Raw genomic sequence first — 16137 nt, 5'->3', positions numbered from 1 at the left:
CACGGGACCTGCAGAAGCCGAGCATGGGCTCGGCTCTACAGATGCGCCGGCTCAGCCCAGCTCGGCTTCCAGGCTGATCGGCACGGCGCTCAGTGCCTTGGACACCGGGCAGTTCTGCTTGGCGTCATCGGCAATCGCACGGAACTGCGTGGCGTCGATGCCCGGCACCACCGCCTTCACCTTCAGCCGGATCTGCGACAGCTGCGGGCCGCCTTCCAGCGACAGATCGACCTTGGCTTCGGTATCCAGCGAGGTCGGGGTAAAGCCGGCTTCGCCGAGCTTGGCCGACAGCGCCATGGTGAAACAACCGGCGTGCGCGGCAGCGATCAGCTCTTCCGGATTGGTGCCCTTTTCGTCGCCGAAACGGCTGTTGAAGCCGTAGCGGGTCTTGTCCAGCAGGCCACTCTGCGGCGTGCTCAACTGCCCCTTGCCCGACTTCAGATCGCCTTCCCAGTGCGCGGTGGCGTGTCGCGAGATTCCCATGTGCTGCTCCTGCGTGACGGTGATGAACGGTCACCCTCGCACGGGAGGCGTTAGCCCTGCGTCGCTCCGACGCACGCTGGAGGTCGTCTTCCGAACCCGGCGCGTGGACACTTCCTCGCCAACCGGAAACGCATTTCCCTCTTGTTTTCAGTGGTTTCGCGCATTCCGACGATGGGCGGGCGCGGGCCATCGCGCGCGCTGCCACACCCCCATCCCCCACTGCCGGCCATGTACTGAATCGGCCTGGATATGAAAAAACATGCACTTTCCGCGCTTCGGGCTATTGGCGGCGCCCGAGAGTTGCCCTACATTGCGCTTGCCGACGGGGTTCGGCGCCGACCAAACAACCAACCGTTCACGGAACAGGAAACCATGGCAAAGACCGCTAAGAAGGCTGCCCCGAAGAAGGCAGTGAAGAAAGTCGCGACGAAGGCAGCCGCCAAGCCGGCCGCTCCGAAGCCGATCAAGGAAGTGCTGACCAAGTCCGGCCTGGTTGCACACATCGCTGAAGCCTCCGGCGTCATCGCCAAGGACGTCCGCGCTGTGCTGGCCTCGCTGGAAAGCGCCGTCGCCTCCTCGGTGCACAAGAAGGGCGCTGGCTCGTTCACCCTGCCGGGCCTGCTGAAGATCACCACCGTCAATGTGCCGGCCAAGCCGAAGCGCAAGGGCATCAACCCGTTCACCAAGGAAGAGCAGTGGTTCGCTGCCAAGCCGGCCACCACCAAGCTGAAGGTGCGTCCGCTGAAGAAGCTGAAGGACGCCGCGCTGTAAGCGCGCGCCCCAACGCGGATTCCGACGGGACGGCTCTGGCCGTCCCGTTTTTTTTGTCCCAACCACAGTCCGCAACACAGCGTTGCCGCATCCCCGGGAATGCGCGTACAGGCCCGTCGCCATTGGCTGGCCGTGGTCCGTTGCGGCCCCGGAACGTACCGGGTGGAACACTGCGTGCAGCCCCGGCCATCGCCGCCGGGCACGGCCTTGCCTAAGGTGGGCACATCCTCCACAGCTACGGCGAGCGTCCCCTCATGGCCAGCCCCTCCACCCGCTACCGGATCTCGGTGACCCCCATCGAAAAGGACGGGTTGCAGTGCACCGGGCGCTGCACCATCGAACTGGAACATCGCGCCAGCCGCGACCTGATGCGCCTGCTGGAAGCGGCGCCGCGCACCGCAGGCATCAGCGGCGACGAGCGCGCGACCCTGGTGATCGCCACCCAGCTGCTGCGCGACATCGTGCAGCGCCACGCCGAAACCGAAGGCCATGCCCTGGCCGCCATCGCCGCGCAGGTGCTGCCGGCGCTGGATGCACTGGAACAGCTGCCCTCCTCCCGCTGATCGCGGCACAGCCGATACACTGCCTCCTTCCGTTCGCCTCGGGGAGGAGGCAGACATGCGCAGGTTCCTGATACTGATCGCACCGCTGGTGCTGCTGGCCTGTTCCCGGCCGCCATCGCAACCTCATCCTGCGGATGCCGCTCCGCCGGCCACGACCGAGGCGGCTGCCCGCGCGAAGCCACAGGCCGCCGCAGAAGGCGATGCAGCGGCCGTGCAGGCCATCGATGTCGATCCCCTGTTTGCCGCCGTCGCGGCAGAGGCCGAGCTGCCAGCGGGAATGCTCAATGCCTATGTCATGGCCCTGCTCAATCGCGATCGCAAGGCCATCGACGCCGCATGGACCTTCCCGCCCAGCGATGCACGACACGCCGACGATGCCGCATTGCGCCAGCTCACGGACGTGCGCAGCCTGCGCCTGACCAGCGAACTGCCAGTCGCGCGCGACGGTCACCAGCCGCCGCAGCTGCTGGAGGTTCCGGTGCAGATCCGCGCGGTGACCGCTGAGGGCACCTTCCGCTTCGGCGGCTGGTACCGCGTGCAGCCCAGCCCCGATGGCCGTGCGTGGCAGATCCAGTCGGCGCAACTGCGGCCATCGCTGGACTGAACCGTTGCAGCGGCATGCACGCGCGATTCAGCCGGCAAGGCTACTCTTTGGTCCATCCATTCCGCATTCACCGGTCACCGCCATGCGCCTGCGTTCCCTGATGACCCGCCTCGCGGCCTCCACCGTGCTGATCGCTGCTGCGATCGGCGCCCAGGCCGCCCCTTCCATTTCCGGCCGCGAACTGTCGGTCGGTGCCAGCGACGTGCAGCAGTACCTCGATGGCAGCTTCCCGCGCACCCAGGACGCCCTGGGGGGCCTGATCGCCCTGACCATGAGCCATCCGCAGCTGAGCCTTCCGGCCGGCGAACGGTTGAACCTGGGCATGGACGTCGCACTGGCCACCGCCGGTGGCAACCCGTCCAAGCTGGGAACGGTGAAGCTCAGCAGCGGCCTGCGCTACGACGCGCAGACCCAGGGCTTCCACCTGCAGCAGCCGAGCGTGGATGACTTCACCCCGGCCAACCAGGGCGGTCGCCTCGATTCGCGCACCCGCGGCCTGCTCAATGCCTGGCTGAGCGACTACGCCCAGCGCGAACCGATCTACAAGCTGGACCCGGCCGTGGCCGGCCTGCTCGGCGCACTGCAGGTGCAGTCGGCACAGGTGAAGAACGGCAAGCTGGTGGTCACCTTCAACCAGAACCTGGGCAACCTGGTGCCGGCAGGCGTGCTGGGTAAATGAGGTAGTGCCGGCCGCTGGCCGGCACTACCCGTAGCGCATCAGGCGGCAAGTGCCTTGACCACCGCCTCACTGAAGGCGGGAATGTCGTCCGGCTTGCGGCTGGTGATCAGGTTTCCATCGATCACAACCGCGGTATCGCGCCATTTCGCACCTGCGTTGACCAGATCCTGCTGCAGGGACGGCCAGGACGTCACGTCGCGCCCCTCAGCAAGGCCGCTGTTGATCAGCAACCACGGGCCGTGGCAGATGGCCGCCACAGGCTTGCCGGCTTCATCCACTGCCCGGATGAAGCCGAGTACAACCTCGTCGGTACGCAGCGTGTCCGGATTGATGACGCCTCCGGGCAGGACCAAGGCATCGAAGCGTGCCGGATCCGCTTCATCCAGCGGAATGTCCACCGCGACGGCGTCGCCCCAGTTCTTCTCCTTCCAGCCCTTGATCGTCGCCTCCTTTGCGGGCGACACCACGCTGACGCGCGCGCCCTCGGCTTCCAGCAGCCGCTTGGGTTCGGTCAATTCGGACTGTTCGAAGCCGTGGGTGGCCAGGATGGCAATCTGCTTGCCCTTCAATCGCTCTGCCATGGGTGCACTCCGGTTGGGGGAGCCGACAGAATGGAAGAACGGCCCTTGCACGGCGGTGACCCTGCCGTGCACGGCAGGTGGAGAGCCTCCGGGTAGTGCCGGCCAGTGGCCGGCAGTCCCCGGTACCGGTCAGCGCTTGGGCTGCAGCATGGTGCCGGTGCACTTGGGCGAGCCGCAGCGGCACTCCCAGATCTTCTTCAGCTTGGCGGTATGACGCTCGGCCAGGGTGATGCCGTAGTTGTAGGTCAGTTCCTCACCGGCCTTGATATCGCGCAGCGCCTCGATGAACACCTTGTCGCCACGGCTGTCGCCGTCCTCGTCTTCCTCGATCACTGCCTCGCAGTTCGGGTCGCAGCTGTGGTTGATCCAGCGCGCGTCGTTGCCCTTGTAGTTGGCATCGATCACCCAGTCGTCATTGAGGGTGAACAGGAAGGTATGGCCACTTTCAACGTCGCCGCTGTCATCGGCATCAACGTCGCCGTGGCTGCGCAGCAGGCCCTTGTACTGGATCACGCGCTCGCCCTGCTTGATCGGGGCCACGGAAAACACACCGTTGCCGTGGATGGCGGACTTGCGGGCTTGGATCTTCTTGGGCATCGGCAAGGGAAGTCTGCAGCGAAAGGAACGTTGATTCTCGCCCATTCCGGGTGATTGCGAAAATCACCCCGTTGGCGCAGCATTGCGCCCTGGCAACGGCCCCGGTGTGTTCTCCCGGCCCGGCCCCAGCGCCGGCTGAATGCCCGGGTTGGATGGCGGCGAAGAAAAGCGTACAATTTCAGTCCGCTTTAAGAACCACTCGCATCCCCATGTTGCGCGTCACCAAACTCACCGATTACGCCACCGTCGTACTGACCGTGCTCGCCGCCCGTCCGGGCGAGGTGCTCAGTGCCACCGAGCTGGCCGAATTCACCGGTCTGGAGCCGCCCACCGTCAGCAAGGTACTCAAGCCGCTGGCCCAGGCCGGCCTGGTTGAAGGCCTGCGCGGCGTGCGTGGCGGCTACCGCCTGACCCGCCCGGCCATCGAGATCTCGCTGTTCGAAGTGGTCGAAGCGATGGAAGGGCCGCTGGCCCTGACCGAATGCAGCCACGACCACCACCAGTGCGGCATGGCGCCCAAGTGCGGCGCGCGCAGCAGCTGGCGGCTGATCAACGACGTGGTCTCCGAGGCCCTGCGCGATGTCACCCTCGCCCAGATCCTGCCCCCTCGCCCCCTTGCCGATGACGAACAGCGCCGCACCATCGCTGTCGACGTCGTCTCCTGATCCGTAGGCAGCCCCCATGGCCACCGAAACCATCGAAAACGTCGCCCACGACGACACCCCCAACCGCGAGATCCACGAGCAGCTCGGCCGCAAGTATTCGGCCGGCTTCATCACCGAGATCGAATCGGACTCCCTGCCGCCGGGCCTGGACGAGGACACCATCCGTGCCCTGTCGGCCAAGAAGGAAGAGCCGGAGTGGATGACGCAGTGGCGCCTGGACGCCTACCGCCACTTCCTGACCATGCCGATGCCGGACTGGGCCAAGCTGGAGATCGCGCCGATCGATCTGCAGGCGCTCAGCTACTACTCCGCGCCGAAGGGCCCGAAGTACGCCTCGCTGGATGACGTGCCCAAGGAGCTTCTGGACACCTACGACAAGCTGGGCGTGCCGCTGCACGAGCGCGCCAAGCTGGCCGGCGTGGCGGTGGATGCGGTGTTCGACTCGGTGTCGGTCGGTACCACCTTCCGCAAGGAACTGGCCGAGAAGGGCATCATCTTCTGCTCGATGTCCGAGGCCATCAAGGAACACCCGGAGCTGGTGCGCCAGTACCTGGGCACCGTGGTGCCGGTCGGCGACAACTACTTCGCCGCGCTCAACTCGGCAGTGTTCTCCGATGGCAGCTTCGTGTTCATTCCCAAGGGCGTGCGCTGCCCGATGGAACTGAGCACGTACTTCCGCATCAATGCCGGCCATACCGGCCAGTTCGAGCGCACCCTGATCGTGTGCGAGGACAAGGCCTACGTGTCCTACCTGGAAGGCTGCACCGCGCCGATGCGCGACGAGAACCAGCTGCACGCCGCCGTGGTCGAGCTGGTCGCGCTGGAAGATGCGGAGATCAAGTATTCCACCGTGCAGAACTGGTACCCGGGCGACGAGAACGGGGTCGGCGGCATCTACAACTTCGTCACCAAGCGTGCCGAATGCCGTGGCGCGCGCAGCAAGGTCACCTGGACCCAGGTCGAAACCGGCTCGGCGATCACCTGGAAGTACCCGTCCTGCGTGCTGCTGGGCGACGACTCGGTGGGCGAGTTCCACTCGGTGGCGCTGACCCATCACCGCCAGCAGGCCGACACCGGCACCAAGATGATCCACGTTGGCAAGCGCACCAAGAGCAAGATCGTCAGCAAGGGCATCAGCGCCGGCCGCGGCCAGAACACCTACCGCGGCCTGGTGCGTGTGGACCGCAATGCCGATGGCGCGCGCAACTACACCCAGTGCGATTCGCTGCTGATCGGCAAGCAGTGCGGCGCGCACACCTTCCCCTACATCGAGGTGAAGAACCCGGGCGCCACCGTCGAGCACGAGGCCACCACCTCCAAGATCTCCGACGACCAGCTGTTCTACTGCCGCGCCCGTGGCATCAGCCAGGAAGACGCGGTGTCGATGATCGTCGACGGCTTCTGCAAGCAGGTGTTCCGCGAACTGCCGATGGAGTTCGCGGTGGAAGCCAAGAAGCTGCTGGAAGTCTCGCTGGAAGGTTCGGTGGGCTGACCGCCCGCCCCCGCCCCTCGCAAACGCATTCTCTTTACCGGCGGGCCGCGGCCCGCCCCACGGAAACCCCCACCATGCTGAAGATCGAAAACCTCCACGCCCGCATCGGCGACAAGGAAATCCTCAAGGGCCTGTCGCTGGATGTTAAGCCCGGCCAGGTGCACGCCATCATGGGCCCGAACGGCGCCGGCAAGTCCACCCTGGGCAATGTCCTGGCAGGCCGCGACGGCTATGAAGTCACCGAAGGCAGCGTGCAGTTCGACGGCGTCGACCTGCTGGAGCAGGACCCGGAAGCGCGCGCCGCTGCCGGCCTGTTCCTGGCGTTCCAGTACCCGGTGGAAATCCCGGGCGTGAACAACACCTACTTCCTGCGCGCGGCACTGAACGCCCAGCGCAAGGCGCGCGGTGAGGAGGAACTCGATTCCATGCAGTTCCTCAAGCTGGTGCGCCAGAAGCTGGCCGTGCTGCACCTGAAGGACGAACTGCTGCACCGTGGCGTCAACGAAGGCTTCTCCGGTGGCGAGAAGAAGCGCAACGAGATCTTCCAGCTGGCCGTGCTGGAACCGAAGCTGGCGATCCTGGACGAAACCGACTCGGGCCTGGACATCGATGCACTGAAGAGCGTGGCCGATGGTGTCAACGCACTGCGCGCTGCTGATCGCTCGTTCCTGGTCATCACCCACTACCAGCGCCTGCTGGACTACATCAAGCCGGACGTGGTGCACGTGCTGGCCGATGGCCGCATCGTCAAAAGTGGCGGCCCGGAGCTGGCACTGGAGCTGGAAGCGCACGGCTATGATTTCCTGAAGGACCGGGTCGTGCCCGAGGCGGCGGTCTGATGAGCGCCCTGCTTGATTCGATGGCCCAAGCCTTCTGCGGCAGCGATGCGCGCCGCGAAGTGCTGGATGCGGCCCTGCGTGACGGCCTGCCGGCCGCCCGCAACGAAGCCTGGAAGTACACCTCGCTGCGCCAGCTGGAACGCCGTGCGTTCGCGGCGGCACCGCCGCAGGGCCCGGCGCTGGACGCCGCCCTGCTGGAGGACATCCCGGCACCGCGCCTGGTGTTCGTCAACGGCCGCCTGGACGCCGCGCTGAGCGACGTGCAGGCCTTGCCGGCCGGCGTGCAGCTGCAGCCACTGTCGGCCGCACTGGCCTCCGGCGAAGATGCCGTGCGTTTCCTTGGCCGCCGCTACGAGCGCAGCGAGGAGATCTTCGCCCGCCTGAATGCCGCGCTGGCCGATGAAGGCGTGGTGTTGCGCGTGGATGAAGGCGTGCAGGTCGACGTGCCGCTGCAGCTGGTGTTCGCCAGCGTCGCCGGTGACACCGACCTGGCCTGGCATCACCGCCACCTGATCGAACTGCGTGCCGGCGCCAGCCTGGGCGTGGTCGAGCATCGCTTCAGCGTGGGCGACTCCGCCCACCTGGACAATACCGTGCTGCATGCCCATGTCGCCCGCGATGCCGTGCTCAAGCACGCCCGCGTGCAGGCCGGCAGCGCGCGCCAGACCAGCTTCCTGCGCACCGACGCGGTGCTGGCCCGCGACGCGCAGTACCACCGCGTGGACCTGGAACTGGGCGCCGCGCTCAGCCGCCATGAACTGAACGTGCGCCTGGAAGGTGACAACGCCCAGCTGACCGCCAACGGCGTGCTGCTTGGCAATGGCCGCCGCCACGTCGAAACCCGCCTGGGCATCGACCACATCGCACGCGATACCGCCTGCGAACTGCTGTGGCGCGGCGTCGCCGCCAACCGCAGCCGCGTGGTGTTCCATGGTGGCATCCAGATCCGCGAAGGCGCCGATGGCACCGACGCGAACCTGTCCAACAAGAACCTGCTGCTGTCGGCCGATGCCGAGATCGACACCCAGCCGACGCTGGTGATCGACGCCGATGAAGTGAAGGCCGCGCACGGTGCGACTGTCGGCCAGCTCGATGCCAACGCGCTGTTCTACCTGCGCTCGCGCGGCCTGCCGCAGGCACAGGCGCAGGCACTGCTGAGCGCCGCGTTCTGCCACGAGCCGTTGAAGATTCTGCCGGACGCTCTGCGTGCGCAGCTGGCACGCCGCCTGGACAAGGCCCTCGCCGAGGCGGGTGTGGCATGAACCTGTCCACGCCGCGCCCGATCGAAGAACGCACCGGCGCCCCCGACTGGGACCGCGTCCGCCTCGACTTCCCGCTGCTGATGCGTGAAGTGCACGGCAAGCCGCTGGTCTATTTCGACAATGCCAACACCGGCCAGAAGCCGGTGCAGGTGATCGGCGCGGTGGACGAGTTCTACCGCCGCTACAACGCCAACGTCAGCCGCGCGGTGCATGCACTGGGCAGCGAAGCCACCGACGCCTACGAGGGTGCGCGCAACACGCTGGCCCGCTTCCTCAACGTGCGCCCCAGCGACCTGGTGCTGTGCAGTGGCACCACCTTCGCCATCAACCTGGTGGCCTATTCGTGGGCGCTGCCGCGGCTGAAGGCCGGTGACGTGATCCTGATCACGCGCATGGAGCACCACGCCAACATCGTGCCGTGGCAGCTGGTCGCGCAGCGTACCGGCGCCACCATCCGCGTGGCCGAGATCACGCCTGACGGCGCACTCGATCTGGATGCGCTGCGCGCGGCGATGACCCCGGAGGTCAAGCTGCTGGCCGTCACCCACGTCTCCAACGTGCTGGGCACGGTCAATCCGGTGCGCGAGATCTGCCGCGAAGCGCGCAAGCGCGGCATCATCACCGTGGTCGATGGCTCGCAAGCGGTACCGCACCGCAAGGTCGATGTCGCCGCGATCGGCTGCGATTTCTACGCCATCACCGGCCACAAGATGTGCGGCCCGACCGGTACCGGCGCACTGTGGGCGCGCCGCGAGCATCTGGATGCGATGCCGCCGTTCCTCGGCGGCGGCGAAATGATCAAGGAAGTCAGCTTCGACGGCACCGTGTTCAACGATGCCCCGCACAAATTCGAAGCCGGCACCCCGAACATCGCCGGTTTCATCGGCCTGGGTGTGGCTGCCGACTACCTGCAGCAGCTTGGCCAGGAGAACGTGGAAGCCCGCGAAGCCGAACTGCTGGCGCACTTCACCGAAGAGCTGCGCCGCGTCGACGGTCTGCGCATCATCGGCGAAGCGCCGGAGAAGGCCGCCGTGGTCTCGTTCCTGATCGATGGCGCGCATGCGCACGACCTGGCCACCCTTCTGGATCTGGAAGGCGTGGCCGTGCGCTCTGGGCAGCACTGCGCGCATCCGCTGCTGCAGTACTTCGGCGTCGCGGCTACCTGCCGTGCCTCGCTGGCGTTCTACAACACGCATGCCGAGATCGAGCGGTTCATGACCGCGCTGACCAAGGTACGGAAGCTGCTGGGGTAACACAGCACATCGGGGTCAGAGCCCTTTCGCATCGCGAAAGGGCTCTGACCCCATCAGCATTCCCGAAAGCCGCCGTTGCGACTGCAATGCCCGCCGGATCGCCAGCAGATCGCCCGCCGGAATACCCGTCTTGATGAACTCCACATAGCGCCTACGCCGTTCATCAGCATCAGAAGCCATCAGCTCAAATGCCGAGTGCGGCTCGAGCAGCGCATTGGGTTTGCCACACGCATTGGCCCGATAGCTCGACCAGCGATAGTCCCCTGGGCGCGCCACTATTCCCGCACGGACCGGGTTGAGTTCAATGTAGCGCTGGCAGGCAAGCACGTACCGATCGGTGTCGACCAGCGTTCAATGGAAACGCCCTTCCCACAGGGTTCCCGAACGTTGCTGTCGTTCATTCACCCGCCGAACGTAGGCGCGATTTACTGCCTGCATCATCCGGGACAACCCGCCGGATGCATCAGGCGTCACCAGCAGGTGAATGTGATTGCTCATCAACACATAGGCGTGAACCCGGCAATACTGCTGGTCCGCGTGATGACACAGCAGGCGCAGGTAGGCGGCGCGGTCTCCATCCGTAAAGAATACGGGCTGACGATTGTTGCCGCGCTGGACGACATGTTGCGGATATCCGGGCGCATCGACCCGTCGTGGCCTCGGCATGGGCTGCACCTGGTAGCAGGGGGTCAGAGCCCTTCGCTGCGCAAAGGAATCTGACCCCGAGCATCTGCCGATTCCGCGCCTGTGCCAGTCGGTCCATGGCCTTCCGTTGAGTCGGTAGACACCGGGGGCAGAGCTCCTCCGCGTTGCGAAAGGGATCTGCCTCCTCCCCCATTTGCGCCCACCCACGGCCCAACTAAAATGTCCCCATGAGCACCCTGACCTTCCGCGCCGCCACGCCGGCCGACATCCCCGCCCTTATTGCCCTCGTCACCTCGGCCTACCGCGGCGATGCCAGCCGCGTCGGCTGGACCACCGAAGCCGACCTGCTGGACGGCGCCCGCATCGACGCCGAAGGCATCCAGGCCGACCTGGACCGCCCGCGCTCCACCATTCTGCTGGCCGAGCGCGGGGATCAGCTGGTGGCCTGCGCCCATGTCGCCGATGTCGACGGCAAGGGCTACTTCGGCATGTTCTCGGTCGACCCGGCCCAACAGGGTGGCGGCGTTGGCAAGCAGCTGATGGACGCCGCCGAAGCGCACGCCGCACGCGAATGGAAGGTGCCGGTGATGCAGATGACGGTGATCGACGTGCGCGACGAGCTGATCGCCTTCTACGAGCGTCGCGGCTACAGCCGCACCGGCATCAAGAAGCCGTTCCCGTATGGCGACGAGCGTTTCGGCATTCCAAAGCGCGACGACCTGCGCTTCGAGATCCTGGAAAAGCCGCTGACCGGAGCCGTCGCGTGAGCGAGGCCTGGACCTTTGTCTGTGCCGGCGCCGAGCTGTTGCCGGGTGAAATGAAGAGTGTGTTCGACGAGGTGACCGGCACGCCGATCGTGGTGTTCAACCTCGACGGCGAGCTGTACGCCCTGGAAGACCAGTGCACGCATGAAGAGTTCGAACTGTCCTCCGGCGAGTTCAACACGACCGAAGGCAGCGTGGAGTGCGTGCTGCACGGCGCGCGCTTCGACGTGCGTGACGGGCGCGCGCTGTGCGCGCCGGCCTACAGCCCTGTGCCCAAGTTTCCGGTGAAGCGCGAGCACGACGCTGTCTGGACCCGCGACGACCGGGATTGAGGCAGCGCTCCGCCCGGAGAGATCATCCACGGGGCGCCCCGCCAGAGAGCATCAACCCATGGGGTGGATCTACCGGAAGGCCATGAGGCCCCTTCCAGGGCGCCCCGTGGCCGCCTCGGGAGGCCGCCACGCCCCGCACATGCGAATCATTATCGTTGATGTTATTCTACGTAACATCTTCGTAACGACTCCGCCTCCGCGCCATGGCTTCGCCCGCGCCCACCGCCACGCTGTGCCAGCTTGCCCGTCAAGGGTGGCCGCTGCTTGTGGCCGTGCTGCTGACGCTGCTGCTGGGCTGGTCGGCACTGCACGAAGGACGCGACAACGGCCCTGCTGCCCACGGCTGGCAGGCACAGGCTGAAGATCTGCAGCAGGTCATGCCGATGCCGGCCCCGCCGGCGGACGAGTGCCCGCACCATGCCGCGCCAGCACCGGAGCCGCCGCTGGATGGCGAGGGCACCACGCCCTGTACCGGACTGGCTCCCCCGCGCGCCGTCCTGGTCGCGCATGTTCCGCTGTGGCGCTCCAACGCCCTGCGCTGGCAGCTGCACGATCCCGCACTGCGGTTGAACCCCGGCCACGCACCGCCCGCACCGCACGCCAGCTGAGGCGCCCTGCGGCTTTTGCCGTGCGCCTGTTTACGTTTCCTGCCAGCCGAGCGTCGGCTCGGCTCTACAGATATCGCCTTCTACATGCCGTCGCGCTGCCTGCGCTTCGGCCCGTGCCCTTTTCTGATCCAAGCCACCGCCACCCAGACCATGACCCACATCACGTCCCGCAAGCACGCCCCGCGCGTTTCCCTGCTCGCTACCGCCACCCTGGCCGCCGGCTTCGCACCGCTGGCCGCACAGGCCGCCGACAGCGCCGATGCCAGCTCCCGCAACGCCACCGACCTGGACAAGGTGCAGGTGCGCGGCAGCTGGTTCAATCCGTCCTCGCCGAAGTTCACCGCCGAGCTGCTGGACACCCCGAAGTCGGTGTCGATCGTGTCGGAAAAGCTGATCGCCGAAACCGGTGCGACCAACCTGCAGGATGCGCTGCGCATGGTCCCGGGTATCACCTTCGGTGCCGGCGAAGGCGGCAACCCGACCGGTGACCGCCCCTTCATCCGTGGCTTCGATTCGCAGAGCAACGTCTTCGTCGACGGCCTGCGCGACGTCGGCTCGCAGACCCGCGAGATCTTCGACCTGGAGCAGGTGGAAGTGGTCAAGGGCCCGAGCTCGGCCTACGGCGGCCGTGACTCCGGTGGTGGCAGCCTGAACCTGGTGAGCAAGACGCCGAAGCTGAAGAACGAGACCAGCGCCAGCATGGGCATCGGTACCGACAGCTACGCACGCGGCACCGTGGACGCCAACTACGTGCTGGGCGATGGCATCGCCGCCCGCCTGAACCTGATGAAGCACGAATCGGACATCGCCGGCCGCGACGCCGCCAACGTCAGCCGCTGGGGCATCGCGCCGTCGATCGCGTTCGGCCTGAACGGCCCGGCGCAGCTGATCGCCAGCCACTACCACATGCAGAGCGATGACCTGCCGGACGCGGGTGGTTTCCCGTACAACAACCCGTTCACCAGCGGCCCGAACGTGGCCAAGAACGGCGACGGCCGCCCGATGGTGCCGGACCGCAACAACTACTACGGCCTGGTCGACCGTGATTTCCAGCGTACCCGCGCCGATATCAGCACCCTGGACGCCAGCTACGATTTCGGCGGCCACAAGCTGCGCAACATCGCGCGCCTGGGCAACACCAGCAACGACTACCTGTGGACCCAGCCCGACGACAGCAAGGGCAACCCGAACAACTACGGCACCCTGTGGCGCCGCACCAACAGCCGCGCCGTCGACGTCAAGAGCTTCGCGGACCAGCTGGGCCTGACCGGCGCCTTCCAGACCGGCGCGCTCAAGCACAGCTACAGCGCGGGCGTGGAGTACAGCGACGAGAAGATGACCCGTGGCAGCTACCTGATGTCGCCGGGCACCGCCAATCCCCTTGAAAACAGCGCCAACAGCACTCGCTGCCAGGTGTCCGGCGCGGCCACCGGCTACAACTGCACCGACTTCAACAATCCGAACCCGAACGATCCGTGGGCGGCCGGTCAGATCGTCTATCGCAGCGACAAGGCGCTGGACGTCGAGCAGCGCACCAAGACCACCTCGGCCTACGTGTTCGACACCATCGAGCTCAATGAGCAGTGGATGATCAACCTCGGCCTGCGCTACGACGACTTCCGTACCACCCTGACCACTCCGGTGGCCGGCAAGGCACCGACCCGCGTACGCAACAGCAACGACTTCCTGAACTACCAGGCCGGCGTCGTGTTCAAGCCGGCCACCAACGGCAGCATCTACCTGTCCTGGGGCACCTCCTCGACTCCGCCGGGCATGGACGGTGGTGACGGTTCGGACGGCCTGAGCGCGGCCGTTGCCGACCTCAAGCCGCAGGACACGAAGAACCTCGAACTGGGCACCAAGTGGGACCTGCTGGACAACCGCCTGAACCTGACTGCTGCGATCTTCCACACCGTGATGAACAACGCGCGCGTGACCGTCGACAACGGCACCAGCCAGAACGCCGGCAAGAAAGAGATCAACGGTTTCGAGCTGGGCTTCAACGGCCAGTTGACCGACGCCTGGAGCCTGTACGGCGGCTACACCTACCTCGATTCCGAGCTGAAGGACAATGGCTTTGTCTGTGGCGCACCGGTGGGCCGCACCTGCCCGTCCAACGTCTACGTGCCGTCGCCGAACAACGGCAACGTGTTCCCGAACACCGCCAAGCACAGCGCCAACCTGTGGACCACCTACCGCTTCCCGATCGGCCTGACCATCGGCGCTGGTGCGTTCTACTCGGACAAGCAGTACGGTGATGTGGCCAACACCAAGTGGATTGCCAGCTACACCCGCTTCGACGCGATGGCCAGCTACGCGATCCAGGACAACATCAGCCTGCAGCTCAACGTGCAGAACCTGACCGACAAGACCTACTTCACCAAGGCCTATGCCTCGCACTACGCGAGCATCGCCCCGGGTCGCTCGGCCACCCTGGCACTGAACGTGAAGTTCTGATGTAACTTCGCTCCACCACGGCGGCAGGCTCTCCTGCCGCCGTTTTTGTTTCCGGCGATACTCACCCCATGGCGACCCTTACCCCCATCGACAGCGACGCCCTGGCCGAACTGCTGCAGCACGACCCGGCAGCCGCGTTCGCACGCGTGCGCGACGCTGCGCAGGCCGGGCAGGTCGAGGCACAACTGCTGCTCGCGCAGATGCACATGGAAGGCAAAGGCACCGCGCAGGACGCCTCGGCGGCACTGCTCTGGTACGAAACCGCCGCCAACAACGGCGCGCCGATGGCGATGAACATGCTGGGCCGCTGCCACGAACTGGGCCAGGGCACCGTCGCCGACCCGACGCTGGCAGCCGTCTGGTACCGGCGCGCCGCCGATACCGGCCTGGACTGGGGTCTCTACAACCTGGCCAACCTGCTGGCCACCGGCCGCGGCGTGCCGCTGGACCGCGCGCAGGCGCTGGCGCTGTACACGCGCGCCGCGCACCTGGGCCACGCCAAATCGATGAACCTGCTGGCCCGCCACCTCGAAGACGGACTGGAGATCGAGCGCGATCCGCAGGCGGCGCTGGACTGGTACCAGCGCGCGGCCGAGGCCGGTGATTTCCGCGGCCAGGCCAACTACGCCTCGATCCTGCTGCAGGCCGGCCAGGTCGAGCAGGCCGTGCACTGGCTGCGGCTTGCACTGGCCCACGGCAGCCCGGCGTTCATGGCGCACCTCGTGCCGGAACTGGCCGCATCGCCGCATCCACAGGTGCGCGCCCTGGTCGCACCGCCGTCCCTCTGAGGAGTCCCGCATGCTGCTGCACATCCCCGACATTCTCAGCGCCGACCAGGTGGCCGACTTCCGCCGCCGGCTGGATGCCGCCGACTGGACCGATGGCCGCGAGACCGTCGGCCATCTGGGCGCGCAGGCCAAGCACAACCAGCAGCTGCCCGAGGCCTCACCGCTGCGCCGCGAACTGGGCGAGATCATCCTCGTCGCGCTGGCCCGGCATCCGCTGTTCTTCAGCGCCGCGCTGCCACTGAAGTACCTGCCACCGCGCTTCAACCGCTACAGCGGCGGCGGCACCTATGGTTTCCACGTCGACGGCGCGGTGATGAACCTGGCCAACGGCGAACAGCTGCGTTCGGACATCTCCTGCACCCTGTTCCTCTCGGCGCCGGACGAGTACGAGGGCGGCGAACTGATCATCAGCGACACCTACGGCGAGCATGAAGTGAAGCTGCCGGCGGGCGACCTGATCGTCTACCCGTCCAGCAGCCTGCACCAGGTGCGGCCGGTGACCCGAGGTGCGCGCGTGGCCTCGTTCTTCTGGGTGCAGAGCATGGTCCGCGACGATGTGCAGCGCCGCCTGCTGTGGGAAATGGACGGCTCGATCGAGCGCCTGCGGCAGACCGGCGGCGACGCCGAGGCGGTGCTGCAGCTGACCGGCGTGTACCACAACCTGCTGCGGCGCTGGAGCGAGGTCTGAGCCCCAATGGCCAGCTTGAGACGTTTTGGCAATCATTCTCATTTGCAACAGCTAACAGCTCTCATT

General features: G+C 66.4%; 20 protein-coding genes. 15 read left to right on the top strand and 5 right to left on the bottom strand.

Translation table 11 applies throughout. The features are described 5' to 3' along the window. Positions 1–51: 51 nt before the first annotated feature. Complete coding sequence (locus AC5P8D_RS07445) at positions 52–483, bottom strand: OsmC family protein (protein WP_005408443.1); 432 nt, start codon at positions 481–483, stop codon at positions 52–54. A 372-nt stretch (positions 484–855) separates the two neighbouring features. Between AC5P8D_RS07445 and AC5P8D_RS07440 the strand changes: the two genes are divergently transcribed. From AC5P8D_RS07440 to AC5P8D_RS07425, 4 genes are all read left to right on the top strand, one after another. Then, a complete protein-coding gene (locus AC5P8D_RS07440; RefSeq protein ID WP_010483539.1) occupies positions 856–1254 on the top strand; it encodes an HU family DNA-binding protein in 399 nt (132 codons plus the stop codon). Between the two features lie 254 nt (positions 1255–1508). After that, positions 1509–1817, top strand: a complete 309-nt coding sequence (locus AC5P8D_RS07435; protein WP_010483541.1) for a DUF3861 family protein — start codon at positions 1509–1511, stop codon at positions 1815–1817. Positions 1818–1872: 55 nt separating this feature from the next. Further along, positions 1873–2421 carry a hypothetical protein gene (locus tag AC5P8D_RS07430; RefSeq protein ID WP_049480150.1) on the top strand — a complete coding sequence of 183 codons (549 nt, stop codon included), beginning with the start codon at positions 1873–1875 and terminating at the stop codon, positions 2419–2421. 82 nt (positions 2422–2503) lie between these two features. Then, positions 2504–3100: a YceB family lipoprotein gene (locus tag AC5P8D_RS07425; RefSeq protein WP_049413438.1), complete on the top strand. Its 597-nt coding sequence runs from the start codon at positions 2504–2506 to the stop codon at positions 3098–3100. Positions 3101–3138: 38 nt separating this feature from the next. Here AC5P8D_RS07425 and AC5P8D_RS07420 read toward each other — a convergent pair whose 3' ends face one another. Both AC5P8D_RS07420 and AC5P8D_RS07415 read right to left on the bottom strand, forming a co-directional pair. Beyond that, positions 3139–3681: a type 1 glutamine amidotransferase domain-containing protein gene (locus AC5P8D_RS07420; protein WP_010483547.1), complete on the bottom strand. Its 543-nt coding sequence runs from the start codon at positions 3679–3681 to the stop codon at positions 3139–3141. A 129-nt stretch (positions 3682–3810) separates the two neighbouring features. Then, complete coding sequence (locus AC5P8D_RS07415; RefSeq protein WP_010483549.1) at positions 3811–4278, bottom strand: SET domain-containing protein; 468 nt, start codon at positions 4276–4278, stop codon at positions 3811–3813. A 209-nt stretch (positions 4279–4487) separates the two neighbouring features. Here AC5P8D_RS07415 and AC5P8D_RS07410 point away from each other — a divergent pair, with 209 nt between their 5' ends. From AC5P8D_RS07410 to AC5P8D_RS07390, 5 genes are all read left to right on the top strand, one after another. Beyond that, complete coding sequence (locus AC5P8D_RS07410; protein WP_495203215.1) at positions 4488–4943, top strand: SUF system Fe-S cluster assembly regulator; 456 nt, start codon at positions 4488–4490, stop codon at positions 4941–4943. A 16-nt stretch (positions 4944–4959) separates the two neighbouring features. Then, complete coding sequence (sufB, locus tag AC5P8D_RS07405; protein WP_043396952.1) at positions 4960–6435, top strand: Fe-S cluster assembly protein SufB; 1476 nt, start codon at positions 4960–4962, stop codon at positions 6433–6435. 74 nt (positions 6436–6509) lie between these two features. Continuing rightward, on the top strand, positions 6510–7274 hold the full coding sequence (sufC, locus tag AC5P8D_RS07400) for a Fe-S cluster assembly ATPase SufC (RefSeq protein WP_032129235.1): 765 nt from the start codon (positions 6510–6512) through the stop codon (positions 7272–7274). Further along, positions 7274–8536, top strand: a complete 1263-nt coding sequence (gene sufD, locus AC5P8D_RS07395) for a Fe-S cluster assembly protein SufD (RefSeq protein ID WP_495203214.1) — start codon at positions 7274–7276, stop codon at positions 8534–8536. The genes sufC and sufD overlap by 1 nt, the downstream gene beginning before the upstream one ends. Further along, the gene (locus tag AC5P8D_RS07390; RefSeq protein ID WP_010483557.1) at positions 8533–9789 is read left to right on the top strand and encodes a cysteine desulfurase; all 1257 of its coding nucleotides are present in this window, start codon (positions 8533–8535) and stop codon (positions 9787–9789) included. The genes sufD and AC5P8D_RS07390 overlap by 4 nt, the downstream gene beginning before the upstream one ends. Before the next feature lie 15 nt (positions 9790–9804). Here AC5P8D_RS07390 and AC5P8D_RS07385 read toward each other — a convergent pair whose 3' ends face one another. Beyond that, complete coding sequence (locus AC5P8D_RS07385; RefSeq protein ID WP_227199488.1) at positions 9805–10116, bottom strand: hypothetical protein; 312 nt, start codon at positions 10114–10116, stop codon at positions 9805–9807. Positions 10117–10140: 24 nt separating this feature from the next. Then, entirely contained in the window at positions 10141–10455 is a 315-nt protein-coding gene (locus AC5P8D_RS07380; RefSeq protein ID WP_495203213.1) for a transposase, read from the bottom strand. 206 nt (positions 10456–10661) lie between these two features. Here AC5P8D_RS07380 and AC5P8D_RS07375 point away from each other — a divergent pair, with 206 nt between their 5' ends. From AC5P8D_RS07375 to AC5P8D_RS07350, 6 genes are all read left to right on the top strand, one after another. Next, positions 10662–11201 carry a GNAT family N-acetyltransferase gene (locus tag AC5P8D_RS07375; RefSeq protein ID WP_260364175.1) on the top strand — a complete coding sequence of 180 codons (540 nt, stop codon included), beginning with the start codon at positions 10662–10664 and terminating at the stop codon, positions 11199–11201. Beyond that, complete coding sequence (locus tag AC5P8D_RS07370) at positions 11198–11530, top strand: non-heme iron oxygenase ferredoxin subunit (RefSeq protein ID WP_043398428.1); 333 nt, start codon at positions 11198–11200, stop codon at positions 11528–11530. The genes AC5P8D_RS07375 and AC5P8D_RS07370 overlap by 4 nt, the downstream gene beginning before the upstream one ends. A 203-nt stretch (positions 11531–11733) precedes the next feature. After that, positions 11734–12138, top strand: a complete 405-nt coding sequence (locus AC5P8D_RS07365) for a hypothetical protein (protein WP_004147497.1) — start codon at positions 11734–11736, stop codon at positions 12136–12138. A gap of 150 nt (positions 12139–12288) precedes the next feature. Continuing rightward, entirely contained in the window at positions 12289–14595 is a 2307-nt protein-coding gene (locus AC5P8D_RS07360) for a TonB-dependent receptor (RefSeq protein ID WP_159359873.1), read from the top strand. Between the two features lie 68 nt (positions 14596–14663). Then, a complete protein-coding gene (locus tag AC5P8D_RS07355; RefSeq protein ID WP_495203212.1) occupies positions 14664–15383 on the top strand; it encodes a tetratricopeptide repeat protein in 720 nt (239 codons plus the stop codon). 10 nt (positions 15384–15393) lie between these two features. After that, the gene (locus tag AC5P8D_RS07350) at positions 15394–16071 is read left to right on the top strand and encodes a Fe2+-dependent dioxygenase (protein ID WP_019336499.1); all 678 of its coding nucleotides are present in this window, start codon (positions 15394–15396) and stop codon (positions 16069–16071) included. Positions 16072–16137: the final 66 nt, after the last annotated feature.

The sequence above is a fragment of the Stenotrophomonas sp. YJH_SMC_101-4 genome, from assembly GCF_059370395.1.
This window is presented reverse-complemented; position numbering and strand designations above follow the sequence as displayed.